Below are 25,029 nucleotides of genomic sequence, written 5' to 3'. Positions count from 1 at the left end.
CGAAGTGATTTAAGATGCTTCGTAAACCTTTTTGTTATTAGTTTAGTCAATAATTATTTATTGTTAAACAATAAATAATTATTGACTGTTAATGTTGTTTTAGATAATATGATGTTAACGATCTAAGGAGAATTACATGAGTAGAGGAGAATGTGAAATGAAAAATAAATACGTAGTAGCTATTTCTTTAATGATTTTAGCGATTATTTCTTTAACTATACATGCTTCAAACAGTAAAATAGGAGCGGATGGATTCCTTGAAGAACCTTTCTTTTTCCTAGTACCGATAAGTTATGTATTGTTCCTTAGTGGTATTGGTGTATTACTATTTGGATTTATTACTTCAAAGCTGAAAAAGGGCAATAGATAGGAGCTACCAATAGGGACAAAACACTCACTATGAAATAGAAACATACCATATGGAAGAAAAAGAATAAGTGAGATGAATCATGATGAATCATTATTTTTATAATGGTAGACAAGTAGGAGCAGCTATTACGCTGGCTGGGGCACAAGGGACAATTCATGCTGTGAATCAGGCTATTCAAATGCAACAACAAGCATATTTTGCACAAATGATGCAAAGTCAGTATATGCCGTATTCACAACTTCCGATGCAAATTGTACATTACGATGTACATCCAGCTGGTTTATTTTCCATTCCATATGGCGGGACATACTTCTTATGAAAGAAAGCGACTGGTTAGAGTCGCTTTTTTTTATATTCCGCCTAGCTTCATTCCAAGGAAGGCAAAGGCGATACCAATTATGTAAGTAGCACTTAAATATAAAAGGAAGATGTACAGTTTTTTACGATTGAGAAGCTGAACAGATTCTAATTTAAGCGTAGAAAATGTAGTGAATGCGCCCATAAATCCAGTACCTAATAATAGTTGCCAGCCTGTAGTGACTCCGTTGCCAATTATATATCCAAGTAAAAATGCCCCTGTTATATTAATAAGGAATGTAGCAATTGGAAATTGTGTTTTATTTCTTTTCTTAAACCAATTGCTAATTGCAAATCGTGTAATCGCGCCGAAAAATCCACCTGTTGCCACTAATAAAGCTTCTATCATAAGTGATCACCTTCCGTAAGATGTTTCTTAATTAAGAAATCACCTAGTGTATAGCCAAGACCAGACATAATGAGACCACCAAGTATGCTGCATGATACATATAAGAAAGCCGTATCCCATTCAGAATGATTGATTAGTTGCACAGTTTCTACACTAAATGTTGAAAACGTCGTAAAGGAACCAATGAATCCAGTCCCAATGCCTGTGATAATTTCTAATGGTAAGATGTTTCGCCGAGCGATATAGGTAGTTAGCCACGCTAATAGGAAGCAGCCGAGTAAGTTGATGAGCAATGTAGCTAGCGGAAATGAATGATTCCATGAAGTATGAATAGTAAGACCTAAATAATAGCGAGAAAGGGCTCCTAATATACCGGCTATGCCAACGATAATATAAATCAATTTCTTCACCTCTTTAAATAGCTTGCTCAAAAAAATAGACTCCTACCAGTAGTTATACTGGTAGGAGTCATTAGCTAAGCAGCAGTTATGGCGAACTCCATCGCCTCTGATTATTACATATAGTGTACTAAATATACCGTTTAATTTCTAGTGAGGAGGTGGGTGTAACTTTTCTTTTTTTGATGTTTGAAGGTTTTTTAGTAATTAAAATGAGATCGATTACTTATCAACTAAATATAGTGATATACAGTTTTAATTATGATAAAATGTTTCTTATGTGTGTCGTTTTATTTTATTTGACTGAAAATAAAGAAAAATAAATTCGCGTGAAAAGGAGTCATTTATTTGAAGAAATTTTTAAAAATCGTATTTATATGTGTTTTAGTATTAGCGGGCATTGTAGGAGGATTTCTAGCGTATATGACACTTACTAAAGAACAGCCTGCTGATGTTATAAGCTTGAAGGTGGAGAATAATAAGGAGCGCGTATTAGCGACTGGAAATGAATTTAAAGTTACAACATTTAATATTGGATATGCTGGGTTAGATAAGGATCAAGATTTCTTTATGGATGGTGGAAAGGGATCTGGTTCAAGTAGTAAAGAGCAAACGGAAATTAATTTAAAGAATATGCTTTCGTTTTTACAAAATGAGAATAGTGATTTTGCGCTATTACAAGAAGTTGATATAAAGTCACTTCGTTCATTTGATGTAAATGGACATGAATTTTTGAAAAAAGGATTACCTGATTATGTTTCGTCATTTGGCAAGAACTACGATACGAAATGGGTTCCAGTGCCAATAACAAATCCAATGGGATATGCGGAGGCTGGATTAAGTACGTTTTCTAAATACACTGTTCAAGAAGCGAAGAGGTTCCAGCTGCCTGGAATGGAGCCTTGGCCAAAGCGTTTGTTTGATTTAGATCGAGCAATTGTGGAATATAAAATTCCTGTTAATAATGGGAAACATGTTAGACTCGTAAATCTACATTTGTCTGCTTATGATGAAGGCGGGAAAATTAGAAAACAGCAAGTAGAGTATTTAAAAGAATATATGAACAAGCATTATGAAAATGGTGATTACGTAATAATGGGCGGAGATTGGAATCAATTAGTTTCGAACGCTCAATTAAGTGATCCGAAGTTTGTGAAAGAGCGTCCTGAGTGGTTAGTAGAGTTACCGAAGGATTTTACGGACGGTGGCTTTAAGTGGGCTGTAGATCCGTCTGTTATGACTGTGAGAGATGATGTAAAGAAATATGTCGAAGGTGAAAATTTCGTCACTATTATTGATGGCTTTATCGTTTCACCGAATGTAGAGATTGTAAATGTACAAGGGAAAGATTTAAAGTTTGAAAATAGCGATCATAACCCAGTGAGTGCGGTATTTAAACTGAAGTAATTGATATGTATAAGTAGAAGGTGGGGCTTCATATGGAGTGGTTAAAGAGGACTTGTTTTTCTAACCTTGAGAAAGAATCACAGAAAAATCATTTATTACTGTTTATAACGATTTGTAGTTTCTGCCTTGGGATAATCGCGATTGGGTATTATGGATATATTTTTACAGAGAGAGCAATAGCGTTTTGGATTTGTGGTATTTCGGTCGTTGCATTTGGAACGCTTTTTACTTTTATAAAAAATATGGAATCAGCGTATAAATATATCATGACATTTATGTTGCTTACCATGTCTTACATCATGGTACAAGCTTTTAATGAAAGCCCGGCTGTATTTCAAATGGTTTATTTTACATTAGCTGTTTCACTTATTTACTTAAGTGAGCGCCTCATTTTAATTCTTGGCGGGGTAGCTGTTGTGATCACATTTATTCTTTGTAGCTATTGGCCGAAGCAATTTTTTGCTTATACAGCCTCGTCTGAAGCTGCTAATTTTGCAAGTTTGTTAGCGATTGTAACAATTGCTATGTGGGGCGTCACGAAAATCGGTTCTAATCTGCTCCTTCATTTAAGTGATGAGAAGCAAGAAGTAATGAGAAAAGCTCAGGAGCTAGAAGAGACGCAAAGGCTTATTGAAGAAACAGTTGTGAAACTAGATAGTAATTTCAATCATTTAAGGCAAAATATGAACACGTCGATGGAATCGATGAGTGAAATTAATTTTGCCTTTGAAGAGGTAGCAGTTGGTACGCAATCACAATCAGAGATGATGTATCGTTCGGTAGAGGTATTGAATGATATGGAGGGAAATATTGAACAAATCATCTCTCAAGTAAGAACTGCATCGGCTCGTGTGGATGAAAGTTTAGACATTTCAAAAGGTAGTGTACATACTTTAAGAAATTTTGAAGCTAACATGAGAAGTTTAAATGATGTTGTTTCACAGTCTGGAATTATATTTAGAGATTTAATGATGCAATCGAAACAAATTAATGAAATTGTAGATGTAATAACGAATATTTCAAGTCAGACGAGTTTGCTAGCTTTAAATGCAAATATTGAAGCTGCGAGGGCAGGTGAGCATGGAAAAGGTTTTGCTATTGTAGCGAGTGAAGTGTTAAAGCTTGCTGAAGAATCAAATCGTTCTGCGGGAAGAATTCAGGGGATTTTGAAGGAGTTTAGTAATCAAGCAAGTAAGGTAGAAGTGCAGGTAGAGAAGTCAGAAAGAGTACAAGAAGAGTGTAACGAAATGTTAGCAAGCGTTTTAACAAACGTAACTGATTTAGGGAAGTTTATTGATGCGATTAATAAAGTAATGCGAGAGGTTGTTATTCATCAAGAAAGTTTCCAAGTTAAAACGACGAATATTGTAAAGGATGTTACGCATGCTTCTAACGTAATTCAGCAAACTTCTACAGCTACAGAAGAAGTGCTAGCGAGTGTGGAAGAAGAAAAACATCGAAATGATATATCGGTGAAGACGTTACATACTGTTAGCGAGCAAGTGAAGTTACTAGAAGATATTCTAGAAAAGTAATATTTCTTGAAAAGGGCACACCATGTGTGCTCTTTTTTCATTTAAATGAATACTTGATAGTAATTTAATTGCTTTTCTGCGCGTTTTCTGCCAAGCTTAAGGAGATAAAGTGAGACTAATACCTACTGATTATTAGTTGAACCTCGCAAATAGCGGGATAAAATACTTCAAAGAAAGAATTATATAGGTGACGAATATGATTGAAGTTAAGACTTCTGAACTTAGTGATGGAGAATTTAATAGAGGTGTATTTGCAACTCGTGATATTAAAAAGGGTGAGTTGATTCACTCAGCACCAGTTATCTCTTATCCGAATGAACAGCATGAACACATTGAAAAAACGTTACTTGCTGACTACGCATTTGAGTATGGGGTAAATCATACGGCATTCCTGTTAGGATACGGCATGTTATTTAATCATGCATATAATCCGAATGCAACGTATGAAATTGTCTTCGAGAATCATACTTTTAACTTCTTCGCGTATAAGGATATAAAAGCGGGAGAAGAAATTTTAATCAATTATAATGGTGAAGTGGATGACGATGAGCTATTATGGTTTGATAAGGAAAAAGAAGAGAACGAAAAATAATTTAATGAGTATAGAAAGAGCACATTCTGTGGAATGTGCTCTTTTTTCATTGATGTAAATAAAGTAAAAAGTACAAAAAAATACCACTTTCTTTTTGTATGGTATAGTAAGATACTGAGGGATAGTGTTTTGAAAAAGTCACATATTTTACAAATTGTTGTCTTTCTGATGACATGTCAAGTTTAGTAGTCCATTTGGGTTGCTTTATTATGCAATATATATTTTAATATGAGTGGCACCTCTTATAAATTAAGAGGTTTATAGGTGTCTCGAATTGATTTTGGGTACACTGTATCCACCACTTTAGGTTCTTTCATGTACGTGGGGATATTATGGGCCCGTATAACGGGATAAAATGAATATAGAAATAGAGGAATCGTAAAATGAATATGCAAGAGGTTTATAAATATTTAAGTACGGTATTGCCTGAAGGACATGTTAAACAAGATGAAATGTTAAAGAATCATACGCATATTAAAGTTGGCGGAAAAGCAGATGTTTTCGTTGCGCCTACAAATTATGATGAAATTCAAGAAGTTATCAAATATGCGAACGAATATAATATTCCAGTTACGTTTTTAGGAAATGGATCGAATGTCATTATTAAAGATGGTGGAATTCGCGGGATTACAGTAAGTTTAATTCATATTACAGGTGTTACTGTAACAGGAACGACGATTGTAGCACAGTGTGGCGCAGCAATTATTGATGTATCACGCATTGCATTAGATCATAATTTAACGGGTCTTGAGTTTGCTTGTGGTATTCCAGGTTCAGTTGGCGGAGCATTATATATGAATGCTGGTGCATACGGCGGTGAAATTTCGTTTGTATTAACAGAAGCTGTCGTAATGACAGGTGATGGAGAGCTACGTACTTTGACGAAAGAAGCATTTGAATTTGGATATCGTAAGAGTGTATTTGCGAACAACCATTACATTATTCTTGAAGCGAGATTTGAACTTGAAGAAGGTGTACGTGAAGAAATTAAAGCAAAAATGGATGATTTAACGTTTAAGCGTGAGTCAAAACAGCCTCTAGAATACCCTTCTTGTGGTAGCGTATTTAAGCGCCCACCAAATAACTTTGCTGGTAAGTTGATTCAAGACTCAGGACTACAAGGTAAGCGAATTGGTGGAGTAGAAGTTTCTTTAAAACATGCTGGATTTATGGTGAATGTTGATAACGGAACAGCACAAGATTACATCGATTTAATTCACTTCGTACAAAAGACAGTTGAAGAGAAATTTGGCGTGAAGTTAGAGCGAGAAGTAAGGATTATTGGAGAAGATAAGGAATAACGAAATACGTATGAAGATATGAATTATTTTAAAATAATATTTGGGTATTGTTGACAATTTGTTTTCAATTCAATATAATGGCTAATAATTTAACAAATAACATACGTTGAAAGAGCCCAGTAGCAGTTTGTCACTGTTAACGAGAGAGCTAGGGGTTGCTGGAACCTAGCACAAACAAACTTGCGAATTACACTCTGGAGTATCTTAGGTAATGCTAAGCGGACTAGCAATCGATATTATTGCTAAGAGTGGTATGAGTAGCTATGCTATTTATGCAAACTGGGTGGTAACACGGTGAATAATCGTCCCTATGTCTATCGTAGACATAGGGGCTTTTTTGTTTTTAAAAAATAAAGGGGATGACAAAAGATGAATATTATTGATGAATTAGAATGGCGCGGCGCCGTTAATCAGCAGACTGACGAAGAAGGCTTACGTAAGCTAGTAGAAGAGAAAAAGATTTCACTATACTGCGGAGTTGATCCAACTGGTGATAGTATGCATATCGGACATTTGATTCCGTTTATGATGATGAAGAGATTCCAATTAGCTGGCCATCATCCTGTTATTTTAATTGGCGGGGCAACAGGAACAATTGGTGATCCGAGTGGACGACAATCAGAGCGTCAACTTCAAACGTTAGAAGTGGTTCAGCATAATGTAGATGCGTTAACAGCACAAATGAAAAAGCTATTTGATTTTGGTGGAAATAGCGAAGTGAAGATGGTAAATAACTATGATTGGACACATGAAATAAATATTATTGAGTTTTTACGTGATTACGGGAAAAACTTTAGCATCAATAGCATGTTAGCGAAGGATATTGTAGCAAGCCGCTTAGATACAGGTATTTCTTTCACAGAATTCACATATCAAATTTTGCAAGCGATGGATTTTCACCATTTATACACGAAAGAGGATGTTCAACTTCAAATTGGTGGTAGTGACCAATGGGGAAATATTACGAGTGGTTTAGATTTAATTCGTAAGTTAGAAGGTCATGAGGCTAAAGTATTCGGATTAACGATTCCGTTATTATTAAAATCGGACGGTACGAAGTTTGGTAAATCAGCAGGTGGTGCAGTTTGGCTTGATCCTGAAAAAACGACACCGTTTGAATTTTACCAGTTCTGGGTAAATACAGATGACCGTGACGTAATTAAATACTTGAAATACTTTACGTTCTTAAAGAAAGAGCGTATTGATGAATTAGCAGCGAAGGTAGAAGTCGAGCCTCATAAACGTGAAGCGCAAAAAGTGCTAGCGGAAGAAATGACGAAATTCGTTCATGGAGAAGAGGCGTTATTACAAGCTGAGAAAATTACAGCAGCGTTATTTAGCGGAGATATTAAATCGTTAACAGCTGATGAAATTGAACAAGGTTTTAAAGAAATGCCAACATTCCATTCTTCAAAAGAGACAAAAAATATTGTAGAGTGGCTAGTTGATTTAGGAATTGAACCATCCAGACGACAAGCACGCGAGGACATTAATAATGGTGCGATTTCTATGAATGGTGAGAAAGTAACAGATGTGGGTACGGATGTTACTGTAGAAAATTCATTTGATGGAAGATTTATTATTATTCGTAAAGGGAAGAAGAACTACAGCCTTGTGAAGTTAGGCGAATAGTTTGTGTGAAAGGGGTGGGAGTAGGAAGAATACTTCCACCCCTTTCATATACACAATTTGGACATAAAATAATCAGTAAATTTAGATAATTAAAAGGGTTATATTATTCTTCTGCCGAATATATAAGTTAGAGAAAATTACGGATAAAGTGAAACTTTAATCAGTGGGGGGATTGTTCCTCCCCACTGATTATTAGTTGAACCAATCGGGCTTTTACGGGCAGTTAATCTTCCGACTTCATCCCTGCATTCACTGGATTTTAAGGTGGAGGTTTTACTGCCCGTTAATGCGGGATAAAAATAGCCCGAACCATGCTGGGCATGATTCGGGCTTATATTCAGATTAGTAAGCTAAGCTGAATAGACCTTTAATATGTGATAAGTAACGAACGTTACTTGCTTCTTTCATTAATGATGCTGGTAAGCCTTTAAGTGGAGTATTGCTTGCTCCAATTGTAGCAACCGCATCTTTACGTCCTAGACTAGCAAGTGTTCCAGAGTTTACAGGTGCGAACTCTTCGAATGCTTTGCCTTCTAGTGCTGCGTATAAGTTGTATCCAATTAACTCACCCATTTGCCAAGCGATTTGTGCAGTTGGTGGGTATGGACGACCGTCTGGAGAGAAGACAACAGCGCTGTCTCCAGCAACGAATACGTCTTTGTGAGAAGTAGATTGTAGGTATGCATCAACTGTTGCACGACCACGGTTAACTTCAAGACCTGATTCACCGATTAATGGATTACCTTGTACGCCACCTGTCCAAACGAATGTGTTAGCAACAAGTTTTTGACCGTCTTTTAAGTCGATCTCATTGCCAGCAACGTTTGTTACAGGAAGACCTGTTAAGAATGTAACACCGCGTGCTTCTAGGCTAGTAGTTGCACGTTCGATTAAGTGGTCTGGTAATACTGGAAGGATTTTTGGACCTGCTTCAACAAGAAGAAGTTTAACTTCTTTTGGATTTACGCCGTGGCTTTTTGCAAGTTTAGGCATAATGTCAGCAAGCTCACCAACTAGCTCAACGCCAGTTAATCCGCCACCACCGATTACGATTGTAGCATCAGCTTCGTTTTTCGTTTTCGCGTATTCACGAATACGGTCTTCAACGTGTTTGTAGATTTTGTTTGCATCAGCAGCAGATTTTAATACCATGCTGTTTTCTTCTAGTCCTGGAATACCGAAGTAAGCAGTTTTACTTCCTAAAGCAACTACAAGTGCATCGTAAGATAAAGTAGTGCCGCCAGCTAGTTTGATTTCTTTGCTATCAACAGAGAATGACTCAACTGTTGCGATTTTAAGATCGATATCTTTGCCTTTGAAAAGCTTTGTAAGTGGCATTGCAATTGCTTGCTCAGCAACGTTACCAGCTGCAAGGCGGTGTAGTTCAGTGATGATTTGGTGTGTTGGGTATTGGTTAATCACTGTAACTTGTGCTTCTGATTTGCTGTAATATTTACGTACGTTTAAAGCGGCAAGAAGACCGCCATAACCAGCGCCTAAGATGACAATTTGTTTTGACATAGTATGATATCCCCCGTCTTTACTAATTGTTGTTATAAGTTAAATTATTTATTGTTACGTTCTGCACTAATTTGAAGATATGCGTTCACAAAGCGGAACATTTTTTGTGCTTGTGGATCTTTTAGTAATTTTAATAGACCGAATAGGCCGATAACTTCAGTACTTTCGTCAGCACGATCTTTCGCTTCGATTGCAGTTGCAGCCATGCTTTTCACTGTATCTTTTACAGGTTCTACAAGCTCTGTAATTGCACCAACAGTGTCGCTTTTTAATACTTCATCAGTAGCAACAGTTTGAGCGAAGTCATAAGACTTAGTTAAAATGTTAACAAGCTCAGTTAATTTTGGAAGCTGTTCTACTAGTGTTGTTAATGATTCTTGTACCTCAGGTTTTAACAACTGATCAAGTACATCAAGTTGTCCTTGGCTAGCAGAAATTTGTACAGTTTCTTGTTCTGGCTTTGTTTGAGTCATAGTTTCTGGCATCTCCAATTCTCCTTTACGATAGCAATACTCTTATTTTTTATAAGTAAGATAGTAAACGTTTACGAAACTTTATGCAAAGTTTCACAAAACACAATAAAATGCCTTTAAATCTATGGCAGCAAACAAGCTGACATAAATCTAAAACCACATTTTCTTACCTATTGTTTATGAACTGTCCGATACATGGCTTGTCCGCATAATGGAAAAGCTCCGCTACCGGAAAGTGTATATAATATATATCCTATATTATATACTATATGCACCTATGTTAACATAAAAATGATTCCTAATTATTTGATATTGAGTGTATAACCTAGTGCTGACAAGGTATGAAAGCGTATAAAATATTTTGTTTTAGTTAGAAATGTACATATATATATAGAAAAAAAGGAAAAAACGAACAAATTCATGTTCGTTTTTTCCTTTTTTCCTATTATTCACCTTCTGCAATTAGCATCGATGTATTACCTTCTTTTTCAAGATGACATTCGCCCCAAGTACAAAGAGAGTCAAGAATTGATTCTAAAGACCAACCGTAATCAGTAAGGGAGTATTCTACTTTTGGCGGGACTTGGTTGTAGACTTTTCTTTGAATGACCCCGTCGTCCTCTAATTCGCGTAATTGCTGAGTTAACATTTTTTGTGTAATACCAGGCATTAAACGTTTTAGTTCACTCGTTCTTTTTGTGCCTTTCGTTAGATGACAAAGGATAACAACCTTCCATTTTCCACCGATAACCTCTAAAGTCGCCTCTACAGGAATATTGTATTTCTTCATATGAAACCCTCCTTTTATGAGTAAAGTAAGCTTAATAATACAAATGTTACTTTTTAGTACCTATAGCACTTTAAAGTACGTACTTTTTATCATGTTAAATATGTTTCATAATAGCACATGTGAGAAGCAAGTGAGTAGTACGGTACCAAAAAGTGACTATGTTACTTTTTAGTGCCTATCGTACTTTAAAGTGCGTTCTTCAAAAAAGGAATGAAACCATTCATAATAGCATTTGTAAGTATAAAATATATTTTTTAGAAGATAAAAGGGCCTTTTTATCACACTATTATGATTGGATTTCTTGTAATAAGGAGGAATTCAATTGAGTTCATATACAGTACCATCTTCAGAAGTTCAGACGAATCGAAGAAGTATGTTTGCTTTATTAGCACTAGCAATTAGTGCATTTGGGATTGGTACGACCGAGTTTATTAGTGTCGGTTTACTACCATCTATTTCGAAAGATTTAAATGTTTCGGTTACAACAGCTGGTTTAACCGTTTCTTTATATGCATTAGGAGTAGCGTTTGGTGCTCCAGTATTGACGTCATTAACAGCTAGTATGTCGCGAAAGACGTTGTTAATGTGGATTATGATTATTTTCATTATTGGCAATGGTATTGCGGCAGTAGCAACAAGTTTTACTGTGCTACTTATCGCGAGGGTTGTATCTGCGTTTGCGCATGGGGTTTTTATGTCAATTGGATCTACAATTGCGGCTGCGCTTGTACCTGAGAATAAACGTGCAAGTGCAATAGCATTTATGTTTACTGGTTTAACTGTTGCGACTATTACAGGTGTACCAATTGGAACATTTATCGGTCAACAATTTGGCTGGAGAGCATCGTTTATGGTTATTGTGGCAATTGGAGTCGTTGCTTTAATCGCCAACAGTATGCTAATTCCTTCTAACTTAAAAAAGGGTACGTCTGTATCATTTCACGATCAATTTAAGTTGATTACGAACGGAAGACTATTACTTGTATTTATCATTACTGCATTAGGATACGGGGGAACATTCGTAACATTTACGTATTTATCTCCGTTATTACAAGAAGTAACAGGATTTAAAGCAAGTACCGTTACAATTATTTTGTTAGTATACGGAATTGCAATTGCGATTGGGAATATGGTCGGCGGAAAATTATCAAATTATAATCCGATTCGAGCGTTATTTTACATGTTCTTTATTCAAGCGATTGTATTATTTGTTTTAACATTTACAGCGCCATTTAAAGTTGCTGGATTCATTACAATTATTTTTATGGGACTATTTGCGTTTATGAATGTCCCAGGGCTACAAGTGTATGTCGTTATCTTGGCTGAGAGGTTTGTACCTAGCGCTGTTGATGTAGCATCAGCGATTAACATTGCAGCATTTAACGCAGGAATTGCTCTTGGTGCTTACTTGGGCGGTATTGTAACGAACTCGTTAGGATTAATTCATACGGCTTGGGTAGGCGGAATTATGGTAGTAGGTGCTGTGATTTTAACAGCGTGGAGCATGACATTAGAAAAAAGAGATCAAGTAAAATAAAAGGAGAGAAAATAAAATGAAAAACTTACAAAGTAAAACAGTATTAAATAATGGTGTAGAAATGCCTTGGTTCGGTTTAGGTGTATTTAAAGTAGAAGAAGGACCAGAACTTGTAGAAGCTGTAAAATCAGCGATTAAAGCAGGATACCGTAGCATCGATACAGCTGCAATTTACGGAAATGAAAAAGCTGTAGGTGAAGGAATCCGTGCCGGTATTGAAGCGACTGGTATTTCAAGAGAAGAATTATTTATCACTTCAAAAGTATGGAACGCAGATCAAGGATACGAAGAAACAATTGCTGCATACGAAGAGAGCTTAAAGAAATTAGAACTAGATTATTTAGACCTATATCTTGTTCACTGGCCTGTAGAAGGAAAATATAAAGATACGTGGAGAGCGCTAGAAACACTTTATAAAGAAGATCGCGTACGTGCAATTGGCGTAAGTAACTTCCAAATTCACCACTTACAAGATGTAATGAAAGATGCAGAAATTAAGCCAATGATTAACCAAGTAGAATACCACCCTCGTTTAACACAAAAAGAATTACAAGCTTTCTGTAAAGAACAAGGTATTCAAATGGAAGCATGGTCACCACTTATGCAAGGTCAATTATTAGATAACGAAACATTACAAGCAATTGCTGAGAAACACGGTAAAACAACAGCACAAGTGATTTTACGTTGGGATCTTCAAAACGGAATAATCACAATTCCAAAATCAACGAAAGAACACCGCATTATTGCAAACGCGGATGTATTTAACTTTGAATTAACAAAAGAAGACATGGAAACAATCGATGCGTTAAACGAAAATCACCGCGTTGGTCCAGATCCTGATAACTTCGATTTCTAAGATTAAAGTAAGAAAGAAAAAAGAGTGCTTTTATGCACTCTTTTTTTGTGCATAAAAATATTTTCTAATTAAATACTACTTAGTATTAAGTTTGTTATTAAGGGGCTGTAAATATGAATATAAAGCAATCGTTCAAACTTTTAGCTATGTTTTTAAGTGTCTTATTTGTATTATTCCCACTTCAAAAAGCATTCGCAGAGGTTATGGACCATACAAAGTATGAAATGGATTGGAGTTATAGTAGGTCAAAGAAGAAACCAATCCGAACAGAACTTATTAAAACGGCAGATGGAAAAATTGCATTTTGCTTAAATGTAGACTTAAAATCTCCGAGCGGTCAAGACTTACCAGAAATGGGTAAAGTAGATATTAACGTGTACCGTGTACTGTTGAATGGATATCCACAAAAGAGCCCACAAGAATTAGGGGTATCTGATTGGAGAGAGGCGCATTACGCAACGCAACTGGCAGTGTGGAATGCGTTAAAACAAATTGATGTTAATGATTTAGATTTCCGCAATAAAAATGTAGAGAAAGTAACGAAAGACATCGTTGCAAAAGCAAACGCTAGTGAAGAGTTACAAGAAATTACGATGAGTGTAACTCCTACAGAAGAACAAGAAGCAGTATTAAAAAATGATTTCTTTGAAACAGGTTTATATACAGTAGAAACAAATGCAAAAAGCGGAACGTATAAAGTGCAAGCAACAGGTGCACCAGCGGGCGTGAAGTTTGCAAATGAAAAAGGCGAAACAAAAACAGAATTTAATGTAGGAGAGAAGTTCCGCATTTTAATTCCGAAACAAACACCAGCTGGTGGATTTAGCTTTAAAGTATCAGGAAATTTAACGAAATTACAAGGGATTGCGCATAAAGGTACACCGACTATTCAAAATGCAGTAGTATTACTTGAGCGTAGTGAAGAGAAAACGAGCCCTGAGTTAGCGGTAAGTTGGAAAAAGGCTGAGGCTCCAAATAAACCAAATAAGCCATATACTCCAAATGAACCGCATAAACCGAATCAATATAAAAGGTAAATAAAAGCATTGGCCTATGCCAATGCTTTTTGTATGCGAGGATTAAAGTTATATTAAGAAAATAATAAAATAGATAAAATAGTGTTTTTACAGAGTAAATTATATTTTAAAATAATATAAATATAACAAAATCCTAACGTTACGATTAATAGATTAAATTCACAAAATTGTAATATTATTCTTGGGGGGAGGCTATTAAATACAGGTAAAAGCGTGTAAAATTCAGTTGGAAAAACTACCTATAGATGGTCATATATGAAGAAAATGTAAGGTTTTATTTTTAGATGTATAGATGACGAGACTAAAATATATCTTTTACTATTTTCCTTTTATGTAAGAAGAGAACTCATCACAAGTAGAGCGAAGTGAGGAGGGCGTAATACATAAAAAAATTTACAATATAAGAAAGCGAATACATTTAGAGAAATGCGGTAGTAATTGATATAGGTGCGAGAGGTGTTAGTCTATTCAATAAATGTTTTTATAAAAATAATAGGATTTCTTATTAAATGAATATATATAGGATGGTTTGTCTAAAAAAAGGACAGGGGACACAGATTATGTCAAAGCAGAAAAAGAGTAGGGTATTAGTAGCTGGTATTTGTATATCTACATTATTATCACCAGTAGCTTTCGAAGCATCGAAAGGATATGCGGCGCCTTTGGAAGAGAATAAGGGCGGGCAGTTGGAAGAGAGTAAAGAGAATCGTTTGGAGCAGAGAACGTTTCATTTGCCTGGAAAAGGTAGTGTTGAAGAAGAGCAAAAACGCTTAAAAGTACGTTATGTACTTTCAACAAATGAACCAACTGGAATTTATGCTGGTCCAAATGAAGAAATTAAAATTGAAATAAAAGGAACGCAATCTATTAAAGCGTTCATAGGAACGAAGTCATATGATGAAAAAGGGTTTGAAGAATTTGAGTTAAAACCTGGTGAAAATAATATTTCATCTTCAAGAGGTGGAATACTATATTTTTATAACATGAATAATGATGGCGAAGTAACAGCTTCAGTTATTCATGGAGGAAGTCATTTTCCATTATTTGTATTAGGGAAACACACAAAAAAAGATTGGGATGCAATGTTAAAAAAGTATAAAAATCCTTATGCAGTTGAATTGAAGGGTGAGAGAAGTTTAATTACTGCAAGTCCTGAAGCAGTGGCAAACTATATGGGAGAGACGGATCCAGTAGAATTAATGAGGCTACATGATAAGATTATTCGCTTTGAAAATTCTGTAGCAGGATTATCTGAAGATGGTATAGGGGTGTCAAAAGCTCCAAACCACTATATCCAATTTGTTGAAAAGAGAAAACCAGATAAAGATGATTGGATGTTTGCTACTCATTATCATACAGGGTATGTTCCAGAGACTATGGATAGGGTTTTAAATATAAAGAGATTACAAGGAGATGGCTGGGGACCGTGGCATGAAGTAGGGCATTTACATCAGCAAGCTCCTTGGTTTTGGTCAGGTGTAGGAGAAGTAACAGTAAATATATATTCATTATCGGTTCAAAGAATGTTAGGCAATAAATCAAGTCTAGAAGAAGATGGTCATTATAAAAAAGCTTTTGCTTACTTAGATAATCCTGATGCTCAAAAAAAGATGGAAGAATTCGAGAAACTAGTAATGTTTTGGCAACTTGATTTAGCTTATGGAGAGCATTTTTACCCTAATTTACATCAAATGTATCGCTTATTACCAGAATCTGAAATGCCTGCTTCAGATGAAGATAAAAAGCAAATGTTTATTTATATGGCATCGAAAGCGGCTAAACAAAACTTAGTGCCGTTTTTTGAGAAATGGGGATTAGGTCCAAATGATGAGGTTAGAGGGAAAATCGAAAATTTAAATTTACCTAAATTAGAAAAAGAAATATGGAAAGCAACAGATAGTAATATTATTCGTGAAAAACAAGTGAAACCATACGGCGGGCTTCCTTATGGTGAAGCGTCTACTGTGGTACAAGATCTCATCGTTGGTGCGAATTTTAATGAAAATCTAGCAAATAGTCTTGTTCAAAATTTAGGTGAAAATGTAAAAGTAACAGGTAGAATTATGTGGCCGTATTTAGAGGTTGGAAAAAGAGCGGTATTAGTAGAAATTGAGGATGAGAAAGGACAGAGAAATTTCATTTCTGTTCCAGTTAACAGTCTTTATGGAGATACTATGGTATTTAAAGGTTACGGTGATGAGGTAAATTCTGTTATAACGCTCCTTCATGATGAAAAGAAAATCAACGTTTCTTTCGTTGGTAATGAGTTTCATGAGCGCTTTAAAAATGAAAAGTATGTAGGGATTACCTTATATGATAAGGATGGAAATGAAAAGAAAAATATTTCTATAGAAGGGCAAGAAAATTCTAAAAAAGTTGCTTTGCAACTTGAAGGTGTTGAACTTCAATATGGCGATATTATGAAAGTATATCATGCAGAACCAAGTCGTTTCGATTGGTATCAAAGTAATAAACTTGTAGATCAAGGTGGAGCTAAGAATAAAAAAGAAAAGTTCTTTAAGATTACTCCACAAGGATATGAACTAATAGACGGTATACAGGAAGTAGAAGCAGTACCGCAAAAAGTATTAATCGGGGCAGACGCTGAAAAATTAGAAGCGAAAAACTTTGTTCAAGTAAAAGGTGGAGAAGTAATTGGATTTGTAGAAAAACCGAATACAATGAAAATCGGTGAACAAAAAGTAAAAGTAGAAACGAAAGATCGTTTCGGAAATAAGAAAGTGACGGAAGTGCCAGTAGAAGTAACTTATGGAGATAGCCTATTTGTATATGGATTAAGTTATGGTAGTGACGATATGAAATCGATTATAACGTTACATCATGATACGAAAAAAATGAGTGCGACAGATACGGATAATTTGATTCATGATTACTTTGGAGATGAGAAGTATTTTGAATTCACCTTGTACAATAAAGAGGGAAAAGAGAAGAAAAATATAGAGGTAAAAGGCTTGGAGAATACAGAAGCTTTTGCCAAGGAAGCAAATGGGTTAGCATTTGAATATGGAGATGTGGTGAAAGTATACCATGCAGAGTCTTCACGTTTACATTGGTATCAAAAAGGTTTATATGTGGGAGAAGGAAAAAATAAAGAAATAAAAGAATTATTCTTCGAAATTACTGAAAATGGATTTGAAAGATTAGAAGCTCTGCAAGAAGTAACAGCAGTACCACAAAAAGTAGTTATTGGAACTGACGTTGAAAAATTAGAAGCAAAAGATTTTGTGCAAGTCAAAGACGGAGAAGTAGTAGGATTTGTAGAAAAACCGAATACGACAAAGATTGGTGAACAAAAAGTAAAAGTAGAAACGAAAGATCGCTTTGGTAATAAGAAAGTGACGGAAGTTTCATTAGAAGTGGTTTATGGAGATAGCATTGCATATGCAGGAAATGGCGATGATATTGCTTCAATTGTAACTTTAAGGCACGAAGAGAAGAGATTCCATGCAACTGATATGGATAGCGAAATTCATGAGTATTTTAATAAAGAGCTATACATGGGGATCGCGTTATACGATGGAGAAGGAAAAGAGAAAAAACATGTAACAGCAGAGGGACAAGAAACATCAGAGAACTTTGCGAAGCAAGTGAATGGTATACAGTTCGAGTATGGAGATGTAGTGAAAGTATTCCACGCAGAACCGGATCGTTTGAAATGGTATCAAAATAATACACTTACTGGTCAAGGTGAGAAAAAAGGAACAAAAGAACTATTCTTCAAAGTGACAGAAAAAGGTTTTGAGAGAATGGACATGTTGCAAGAAGTCACAGCGAAACCTCAACAAGTAGTAATCGGAACAGATGTTGAAAAATTAGAAGCGAAAAATTTTGTTCAGGTGAAAGACGGAGAAGTAGTAGGATTTGTAGAAAAACCAACTACAGCAAAAGTTGGAAAACAAACAGTAAAAGTAGAAACGAAAGATCGCTTTGGTAATAAGCAAATAACAGAAGTGCCAGTAGAAGTGATTTACGGAGATAGCATTATGTTCTTCGGTACATGGCACGACGAAACGAATATTAAATCGATTGTTACATTAAATCATGAAGAAAAGAAATTCAGTACAACAGATTCAGAAGGTCCAATGCATACTTCATTTGCAGATGAGAAGTATATGGGAATGACTGTGTATGATAAGGATGGAAAAGAGAAGAAAGATTTATCAGTAAAAGCATCGGAGAATACGAAAGTATTTGCAGAACAATTTAATGGAATGACTTTTGAATACGGTGATGTAATAAAGGTATATCAAAGAGAGTTTGATAGATTTAAAGTGTATAAAAAGAATGAACTAATGAATGCGCAGTATGGTGTTCATGAAGTGCTCTTTAAAGTGACAGAGCAAGGTTTTGAGAGAATGGAAGCACAACAAGAAGTAACAGCTATACCGCAAAAAGTAGTAATCGCAACAAACGCTGATAAATTAGATGCAAAAAACTTTGTTCAAGTGAAAGATAGAGAAGTAATTGGATTTGTAGAAAAACCAAATACAACAAAAATCGGTAAACAAACAGTAAAAGTAGAAACGAAAGACCGTTTTGGAAATAAGAAAGTAACGGAAGTACCAGTAGAAGTAACATATGGAGATAGTCTTGTATACCAAGGGCTGGGTGATGATATTCGTTCTATTGTAACGTTAAATCATGATGATAAGAAACTACATGTAACGTCTACAAATGAACAAATTCATAGTTACTTTAACAATGAATTATATATGGGAATTACCCTATATGATCAAAATGGAACGGAGAAAAAACATGTAACAGCAGAAGGACAAGAAACTTCAAAGAATTTTGCTGAGCAAGTAAATGGTATGATGTTCGAGTATGGTGATGTAGTAAAAGTGTATCATGCAGAATCTGATCGTTTAAGTTGGTATAAAACTGGTGAGTTAATTGGAAAAGGGGATGCGAAAAAATTTAAAGAGATTTCCTTCAAGATTACTCAAAATGGCTTAGAGCAAGTACGATAATAAGAAAAAGCTCGTAAAACATTATGTTTTACGAGCTTTTTTATTATTCAGCTTCAGAAACAACTGTGAAGCGTTCGTTTACATGTTTTGGATTTTCGATTTCATCAAGTGCTGCAACTGCGAAGTCCTCGTAACTTACGTAGCTATCACCTTTTGAGTTAACAAGAAGATTGTCTTTGCCAGCTTTGTAAGAACCAGTGCGTTTTCCTAATGCGAATAGTGCAGAAGGGCTGATGAATGTCCAAGTGATATCATTTGTTTGTTGCAAGATTTCTAAGTTTTTACCTTGGTTTTGAGCTGTTGCAAGGTATTCGCCTGGGAAACCTGGTGTATCAAATACACGTGTTGTTTTTTCTTCGTCTACAAATAAGCTTCCTGCTCCGCCAACTACAAGTAATTTTGTATTTGGTGCACCTTTCACAGCTTCAATAAGTACGTTTCCTGCATCTACGTGAAGGTGTTCTTGCCCTGCTGGAGCGCCAAATGCATTTACAACTACGTCGAATGCTTGTAGGTCGTTAGATGTAAGAGAAAATACGTCTTTTTCTAAAACTTCTACGTTTTCTTCTGTAATTTTTGCAGCGTTTCTTACGATTGCAGTTACTTCATGTCCACGATCTAATGCTTCTTTTAAAATACGACTTCCTGCTTTACCAGTTGCTCCGATAATTCCGATTTTCATAATAAATCCCTCCAAAGTGTTTTGTTAAATTGTATATCTGAAAGTGAATGAATGTATTGTAATTAGGTTTGTTACAACCTGTTGTAATCATTATAGTTACAGGTAGGTGTTTTTGTCAATGGGGTAGTTTGTAGATTTATTTTTTGTTTTAGTATGCACAGTTAGAGGGAGGAGAGTCATAAAGATATTGTTACTTCGCGCTTGGCTAATATTTGGAAATTGCAAATTGTCGAAAAATGTTGATTTTTGAATGTTTTTTAAATATAATTCGTTTTATGGAGAAAAGGAGGGGTTAATTGTATGAATATTTTGGAACAATTCGTTTCATCAACGAATACGATTCTTTGGTCATATATTCTTATTGCAATGTTAATTGGTTTAGGGCTTTATTTTTCTATTAAATTGAAATTCGTACAGCTTACTCATTTAGGAGAAATGATTCGTTTAATGAGTGATGGACTAACTGGCAAGACACGTAAAAAGGGCAGTGTATCATCGTTCCAAGCATTTTGTATGAGTTCTGCAGCTCGTATTGGTATCGGGAACTTAGCTGGTGTAGCGTTAGCTATTTCTATGGGAGGACCTGGAGCTGTATTTTGGATGTGGGTTATTGCGATTATCGGTGCTTCTTCAAGTTTCGTAGAAAGTACGCTTGCGCAAATTTATAAAATAAAAGATGGCAGTGGCTTCCGTGGTGGTCCTGCTTATTATATGGAAAAAGGTTTAAATAAACGTTGGATGGGGATTTGGTTCTCTATTCTGATTACAATTAGTTACGGTTTAATTTTCAACTCAGTACAAGCAAATACAGTAACATTAGCATTTGAAAATGCATTTGGCTTAGAGCGTTATATTGTTGGTATTGTATTAGCTGCATTAGTTGCGGTTATTATTTTTGGTGGTGTAAAAAGTATTGCACGTATGTCGGAAATGATTGTTCCGCCAATGGCGCTTATTTATATTGCCGTAGCTATTTTTGTTGTCATTAAAAACTTCTATTTAATACCAGATGTGTTTACGGAAATCTTTAAAGGTGCATTTGGTTTAGATTCAGCTGTAGGTGGCGGTATCGGTGCTGCGATGAAATATGGTATTCAGCGCGGATTATTTGCGAACGAAGCAGGTATGGGTAGTGCGCCGAATGCGGCAGCAACAGCTGATGTAACGCATCCAGCGAAACAAGGTTTTATTCAAACGATTGGAGTATTAGTAGATACATTCTTAGTATGTACATCAACAGCATTTATCGTACTATGTTCTGGTGCATATAAAGCAACGAATTTAGAAGGTATTGAATTAACACAAAATGCATTAAGTTCACAAATTGGCCCATGGGCGAGCAGTTTCTTAGCGATTATTATTTTCTTATTTGCATTTAGTTCACTTCTAGGAAACTACTATTATGGTGAAACAAATATTGAATTCATTAAGCAAAGCAAAACGTGGTTAACAATTTATCGTATTGCGGTAGTTGGAATGGTATTATTCGGTTCTGTTGCGACGCTTCAAGTTGTATGGAATATGGCGGACTTATTTATGGGGCTAATGGTAATCACGAACTTAATTGCGATTACACTTCTCGGCCGATTTGCGTATGCTGCATTGGCAGACTATGTAAGGCAAAAGAAACAAGGAAAAGATCCAGTCTTCAGTGCAGATTCTATTCCTGGTTTAACGAATACAGAGTGTTGGGATAAGTCAGCGGTAACAGATAAAGAAAAAGCAGTGTAAATGAAAAGGCGAGCATCGAGGTGAATTCGATGCTCGCCTTTTTTGTTGTAGGAAATGATGAAAAGGGTGAGAGGTAATTATTAATATAATTTTTTTGTTTATTTCTCTCTCGTTATTTGTGGGGAACGTGCTGTATTAAAAGTATGACTGGTCGAAGAGGATAAGTGATTGAGTATTGGATAAATGTATGTAATGGCTATATTTTTATGTAAAAAAAACACGTATGTTAATTTTATTAACATATTCATGTTATAAAACCTTACATAAAGTTCTTGATTACTTAAAGTTTTTAGAATATAATTTTCTTATTGTTAGGAAGAGGGGGCAATGCAAATATGGATTTTTTAGCTAGGGTAATTGGGGATGTAAATAATATCCTTTGGTCATATGTCATTATTGCGATGTTAATTGGGTTAGGGCTCTATTTTTCATTTCGTGTGAAATTTGTCCAAGTTCGTTACTTCGGTGAAATGATTCGTTTGCTTGGGGATGGAGCAAGCTCGAAAACGAGAAAAGCGCAAAAAGAGAAGAGCGGCGTATCATCATTTCAAGCGTTTTGTATGAGTACAGCTTCTCGTGTAGGTACTGGTAACTTAGCTGGTGTAGCTATTGCAATCTCAGCAGGTGGTCCAGGAGCAGTATTTTGGATGTGGTTAATCGCGGTAATTGGGGGTGCTTCTGCATTTGTAGAGAGCACATTAGCGCAAATTTATAAAGTAAAAGATGGGAATGCATTCCGTGGGGGCCCAGCGTATTATATGGAAAAGGGTTTAAAGAAACGCTGGTTAGGTGTTGTGTTCTCTGTTCTAATAACAGTAAGTTTCGGATTGATTTTTAACGCTGTACAGTCTAATACTGTAGCGGCTGCCTTTGATGGGGCGTTCAAAACAGATAGTAGATTAGTAGGTCTTGTTATGGCTGGTTTACTTGCAGTTATTATTTTCGGCGGAGTAAAACGAATTGCTCGCGCGGTTGAAATGATTGTTCCAGTAATGGCAATTATTTATGTAGCAGTGGCATTATTCGTTGTTGTAACAAACATTACGGCAATTCCATATGTATTTAAAGAAATTTTCTTACATGCTTTCGGAATTAAAGAAGTAGTAGGTGGAGGATTAGGAGCTGCGATTTTATTAGGGGTAAAACGTGGATTATTCTCAAATGAAGCAGGTATGGGTAGTGCGCCGAACGCAGCAGCGACTGCAAACGTAACGCACCCAGTTAAACAAGGTTTCATTCAAACTTTAGGGGTATTTACAGATACATTATTAATTTGTAGTTGTACAGCATTTATTATTCTTTTATCAGATGTGCATAATGCAGCTGATTTAAATGGAATTCAATTAACGCAGCAGGCGTTAAGTCAACATATCGGTCCATGGGCTTCTATATTTGTAGCAGTTGCAATCTTCTTGTTTGCATTCAGTTCATTAGTAGGTAACTACTACTATGGTGAAACGAATATTGAGTTCTTAAATGGAAGTAAAGTGCTATTAAATGCATACCGCATTGCTGTACTTGGTATGGTTATGCTAGGGTCCGTGGCGACAATTCAAATCGTTTGGGATTTAGCAGATTTATTTATGGGAATTATGGCTGTTATTAACTTAGTAGCAATTGTATTCCTTTCTAAGTACGCTTTCGCAGCGTTATCAGATTATATTAAGCAAAAGAAACAAGGGAAAGATCCAGTCTTTTATGCGGAGTCTATTCCAGGTTTGAACAATACAGAGTGTTGGGATAAGCCAGAGGTAGCTGATAAAGAAAAAGCAGTATAATGAGGTGAGCATCAAGTGAAACTTGATGCTCATTTTTTGTTGGTTCAGCTATTTGTGTGAAGTGAAACTCCCGTTCATTAAAGTTTCGCTTTATAATGAAAAAGACGAACATTCATGAATGTTTCATAATAAAACGTATTTTTTTAAGAAAAATGCGGATATGAATTATGATTTATGTTAGAATGGAAAATGCCTTTGAAATAAGAGGTTTTATGATCTTTCCTATCCGATTGAAGGTTTTGGAGGAGAAATGGAAAGTTCGGATTATTTCTTGTTTCGAATGGTCAGACGTTCAACGTTAATGAAGAGTTAAATGGAGGATTTTATTAATGAAGTTTGTTATGTTCCTTGTAGGATTACTCGTTGTATTTGTACTCGGTTTTCTTATAAGTGCCGATCGAAAGAAGATTAAGTATAAACCAATCGCAATTATGCTTATTATTCAGCTAGTATTATCTTATTTCTTATTAAATACGCAAGTTGGTTATATTTTAGTAAAAGGAATTTCAGATGGATTTGGCGCACTTCTTGGATATGCGGAAGCTGGAATCGTTTTCGTATTTGGTGGTCTTGTTAATAAAGGAGAGGTTTCATTCTTCTTAACAGCGCTATTACCAATCGTATTCTTTGCGGTTTTAATCGGAATTCTGCAACACTTTAAAATTTTACCAATATTTATTCGTGCTATTGGTACGTTGTTAAGTAAAGTAAATGGTCTAGGAAAACTAGAATCATATAACGCAGTAGCAGCTGCCATTGTTGGACAAGCAGAAGTATTTATTACAGTAAAAGATCAATTAAGTAAAATCCCAAAACATCGTTTATATACATTATGTGCATCTTCTATGTCGACAGTATCGATGTCAATTGTTGGTTCTTATATGAAAATGATTGAACCAAAATATGTAGTAACAGCACTTGTATTAAATTTATTTAGTGGTTTCATTATCATTCATATTATTAACCCGTACGATATTACAGAAGAAGAAGATACACTGAAATTAGAAAATAAGAAGAAACAATCATTCTTTGAAATGCTAAGCGAATATATTATGCTTGGTTTCACAATCGCGATCACAGTAGCGGCAATGTTACTTGGTTTCGTAGCATTAATTACAGCAATCAATAGCTTGTTTGATTCAATGTTCGGTATTACATTCCAAGCTATTTTAGGATATATTTTCTCACCATTAGCATTCGTAATGGGCATCCCGCAAGCAGAAATGGTAACAGCGGGACAAATTATGGCAACAAAATTAGTATCAAACGAGTTTGTTGCGATGCTTGATCTTGGAAAAGTAGCTGGTGATTTATCGGCTCGTACAGTTGGTATTCTTTCTGTATTCCTTGTATCATTTGCGAACTTCTCATCTATCGGAATTATCGCAGGTGCAACGAAAGGTATCGATGAAAATCAATCAAATGTTGTATCATCATTCGGCCTACGCCTTGTGTACGGTGCGACATTAGTAAGTATTTTATCAGCGATTATCGTTGGTGTTATGTTATAAAGTGAAACTTTAATTAGTGGGGGGAGCTTTATCCCCCGCTGATTATCAGCCCTCACCAATCGGGCTTTTATGGGCAGTTAATCACCCATCTAACTTCTTTGTTTTCGCTGAATGTTGAGATGGGGGTCTTACTGCCCGTTAAAGCGGGGTAAAAAAAGGATGGCTCTAGCTCATAGCTAGG

Annotated in this window: 20 protein-coding genes, 1 riboswitch and 1 other annotated feature; of the genes, 14 read left to right on the top strand and 6 right to left on the bottom strand. The window is 35.6% G+C overall.

Annotation, left to right across the window (positions count from 1 at the left end; translation table 11 throughout):
- The first annotated feature begins 136 nt into the window (after positions 1–136).
- Both MR160_RS11870 and MR160_RS11865 read left to right on the top strand, forming a co-directional pair.
- Positions 137–370: a DUF3955 domain-containing protein gene (locus MR160_RS11870; RefSeq protein WP_000086300.1), complete on the top strand. Its 234-nt coding sequence runs from the start codon at positions 137–139 to the stop codon at positions 368–370.
- 79 nt (positions 371–449) lie between these two features.
- A complete protein-coding gene (locus MR160_RS11865; protein ID WP_000980956.1) occupies positions 450–689 on the top strand; it encodes a DUF3947 family protein in 240 nt (79 codons plus the stop codon).
- A 30-nt stretch (positions 690–719) separates the two neighbouring features.
- Here MR160_RS11865 and crcB (MR160_RS11860) read toward each other — a convergent pair whose 3' ends face one another.
- Both crcB (MR160_RS11860) and crcB (MR160_RS11855) read right to left on the bottom strand, forming a co-directional pair.
- Positions 720–1,076, bottom strand: a complete 357-nt coding sequence (crcB, locus tag MR160_RS11860; RefSeq protein ID WP_000568584.1) for a fluoride efflux transporter CrcB — start codon at positions 1,074–1,076, stop codon at positions 720–722.
- The gene (gene crcB, locus MR160_RS11855; protein WP_000639338.1) at positions 1,073–1,477 is read right to left on the bottom strand and encodes a fluoride efflux transporter CrcB; all 405 of its coding nucleotides are present in this window, start codon (positions 1,475–1,477) and stop codon (positions 1,073–1,075) included. Before crcB (MR160_RS11855) ends, crcB (MR160_RS11860) begins: the two co-directional genes overlap by 4 nt.
- 54 nt (positions 1,478–1,531) lie before the next feature.
- Positions 1,532–1,591, bottom strand: a riboswitch (Fluoride riboswitch).
- 231 nt (positions 1,592–1,822) lie between these two features.
- Here crcB (MR160_RS11855) and MR160_RS11850 point away from each other — a divergent pair.
- The 5 genes from MR160_RS11850 (at position 1,823) to tyrS (ending at position 7,941) form a co-directional block, all read left to right on the top strand.
- Complete coding sequence (locus MR160_RS11850; protein ID WP_000714043.1) at positions 1,823–2,881, top strand: endonuclease/exonuclease/phosphatase family protein; 1,059 nt, start codon at positions 1,823–1,825, stop codon at positions 2,879–2,881.
- Positions 2,882–2,913: 32 nt separating this feature from the next.
- Positions 2,914–4,416 (top strand): DUF4077 domain-containing protein, encoded by a 1,503-nt coding sequence (locus tag MR160_RS11845; protein WP_000455070.1) that lies wholly within the window; start codon positions 2,914–2,916, stop codon positions 4,414–4,416.
- 196 nt (positions 4,417–4,612) lie between these two features.
- Positions 4,613–5,008, top strand: coding sequence for an SET domain-containing protein (locus MR160_RS11840; RefSeq protein WP_000573651.1), 396 nt, complete (start codon positions 4,613–4,615; stop codon positions 5,006–5,008).
- 383 nt (positions 5,009–5,391) lie between these two features.
- Positions 5,392–6,309 (top strand): UDP-N-acetylmuramate dehydrogenase, encoded by a 918-nt coding sequence (gene murB, locus MR160_RS11835; protein ID WP_001057103.1) that lies wholly within the window; start codon positions 5,392–5,394, stop codon positions 6,307–6,309.
- A gap of 97 nt (positions 6,310–6,406) precedes the next feature.
- Positions 6,407–6,622: a binding site (T-box leader), on the top strand.
- 56 nt (positions 6,623–6,678) lie between these two features.
- Positions 6,679–7,941: a tyrosine--tRNA ligase gene (gene tyrS, locus MR160_RS11830; RefSeq protein ID WP_001021089.1), complete on the top strand. Its 1,263-nt coding sequence runs from the start codon at positions 6,679–6,681 to the stop codon at positions 7,939–7,941.
- Positions 7,942–8,283: 342 nt separating this feature from the next.
- Here tyrS and MR160_RS11825 read toward each other — a convergent pair whose 3' ends face one another.
- From MR160_RS11825 to MR160_RS11815, 3 genes are all read right to left on the bottom strand, one after another.
- Positions 8,284–9,462 carry an NAD(P)/FAD-dependent oxidoreductase gene (locus MR160_RS11825; protein WP_000043197.1) on the bottom strand — a complete coding sequence of 393 codons (1,179 nt, stop codon included), beginning with the start codon at positions 9,460–9,462 and terminating at the stop codon, positions 8,284–8,286.
- A 44-nt stretch (positions 9,463–9,506) separates the two neighbouring features.
- Positions 9,507–9,947, bottom strand: coding sequence for a DUF1641 domain-containing protein (locus MR160_RS11820; protein ID WP_001115310.1), 441 nt, complete (start codon positions 9,945–9,947; stop codon positions 9,507–9,509).
- Between the two features lie 433 nt (positions 9,948–10,380).
- Positions 10,381–10,725, bottom strand: coding sequence for a winged helix-turn-helix transcriptional regulator (locus MR160_RS11815; protein WP_000760473.1), 345 nt, complete (start codon positions 10,723–10,725; stop codon positions 10,381–10,383).
- A gap of 373 nt (positions 10,726–11,098) precedes the next feature.
- On the opposite strand from MR160_RS11815, the gene MR160_RS11810 reads away from it, so the two are divergent.
- From MR160_RS11810 to MR160_RS11795, 4 genes are all read left to right on the top strand, one after another.
- Entirely contained in the window at positions 11,099–12,262 is a 1,164-nt protein-coding gene (locus MR160_RS11810; protein ID WP_164852167.1) for an MFS transporter, read from the top strand.
- A 16-nt stretch (positions 12,263–12,278) separates the two neighbouring features.
- Positions 12,279–13,118, top strand: coding sequence for an aldo/keto reductase (locus tag MR160_RS11805; protein ID WP_000793558.1), 840 nt, complete (start codon positions 12,279–12,281; stop codon positions 13,116–13,118).
- A 113-nt stretch (positions 13,119–13,231) separates the two neighbouring features.
- Complete coding sequence (locus MR160_RS11800; RefSeq protein ID WP_001022528.1) at positions 13,232–14,155, top strand: thioester domain-containing protein; 924 nt, start codon at positions 13,232–13,234, stop codon at positions 14,153–14,155.
- Positions 14,156–14,715: 560 nt separating this feature from the next.
- Positions 14,716–19,146: a putative mucin/carbohydrate-binding domain-containing protein gene (locus tag MR160_RS11795; RefSeq protein WP_044783110.1), complete on the top strand. Its 4,431-nt coding sequence runs from the start codon at positions 14,716–14,718 to the stop codon at positions 19,144–19,146.
- Between the two features lie 43 nt (positions 19,147–19,189).
- Here MR160_RS11795 and MR160_RS11790 read toward each other — a convergent pair whose 3' ends face one another.
- The gene (locus MR160_RS11790) at positions 19,190–19,828 is read right to left on the bottom strand and encodes an NAD(P)-dependent oxidoreductase (protein ID WP_000689884.1); all 639 of its coding nucleotides are present in this window, start codon (positions 19,826–19,828) and stop codon (positions 19,190–19,192) included.
- Positions 19,829–20,128: 300 nt separating this feature from the next.
- Between MR160_RS11790 and MR160_RS11785 the strand changes: the two genes are divergently transcribed.
- The 3 genes from MR160_RS11785 (at position 20,129) to MR160_RS11775 (ending at position 24,848) form a co-directional block, all read left to right on the top strand.
- Positions 20,129–21,559: an alanine/glycine:cation symporter family protein gene (locus MR160_RS11785; RefSeq protein WP_001022952.1), complete on the top strand. Its 1,431-nt coding sequence runs from the start codon at positions 20,129–20,131 to the stop codon at positions 21,557–21,559.
- Positions 21,560–21,894: 335 nt separating this feature from the next.
- Positions 21,895–23,337 carry an alanine/glycine:cation symporter family protein gene (locus MR160_RS11780; RefSeq protein ID WP_000346410.1) on the top strand — a complete coding sequence of 481 codons (1,443 nt, stop codon included), beginning with the start codon at positions 21,895–21,897 and terminating at the stop codon, positions 23,335–23,337.
- A gap of 329 nt (positions 23,338–23,666) precedes the next feature.
- Entirely contained in the window at positions 23,667–24,848 is a 1,182-nt protein-coding gene (locus tag MR160_RS11775) for a NupC/NupG family nucleoside CNT transporter (protein WP_000673845.1), read from the top strand.
- The last annotated feature ends 181 nt before the right edge of the window (positions 24,849–25,029 follow it).

Origin of the sequence: Bacillus cereus group sp. BfR-BA-01382 (genome assembly GCF_022663475.1) — a bacterium.
Classification (GTDB): domain Bacteria; phylum Bacillota; class Bacilli; order Bacillales; family Bacillaceae_G; genus Bacillus_A; species Bacillus_A thuringiensis_S.
This window is presented reverse-complemented; position numbering and strand designations above follow the sequence as displayed.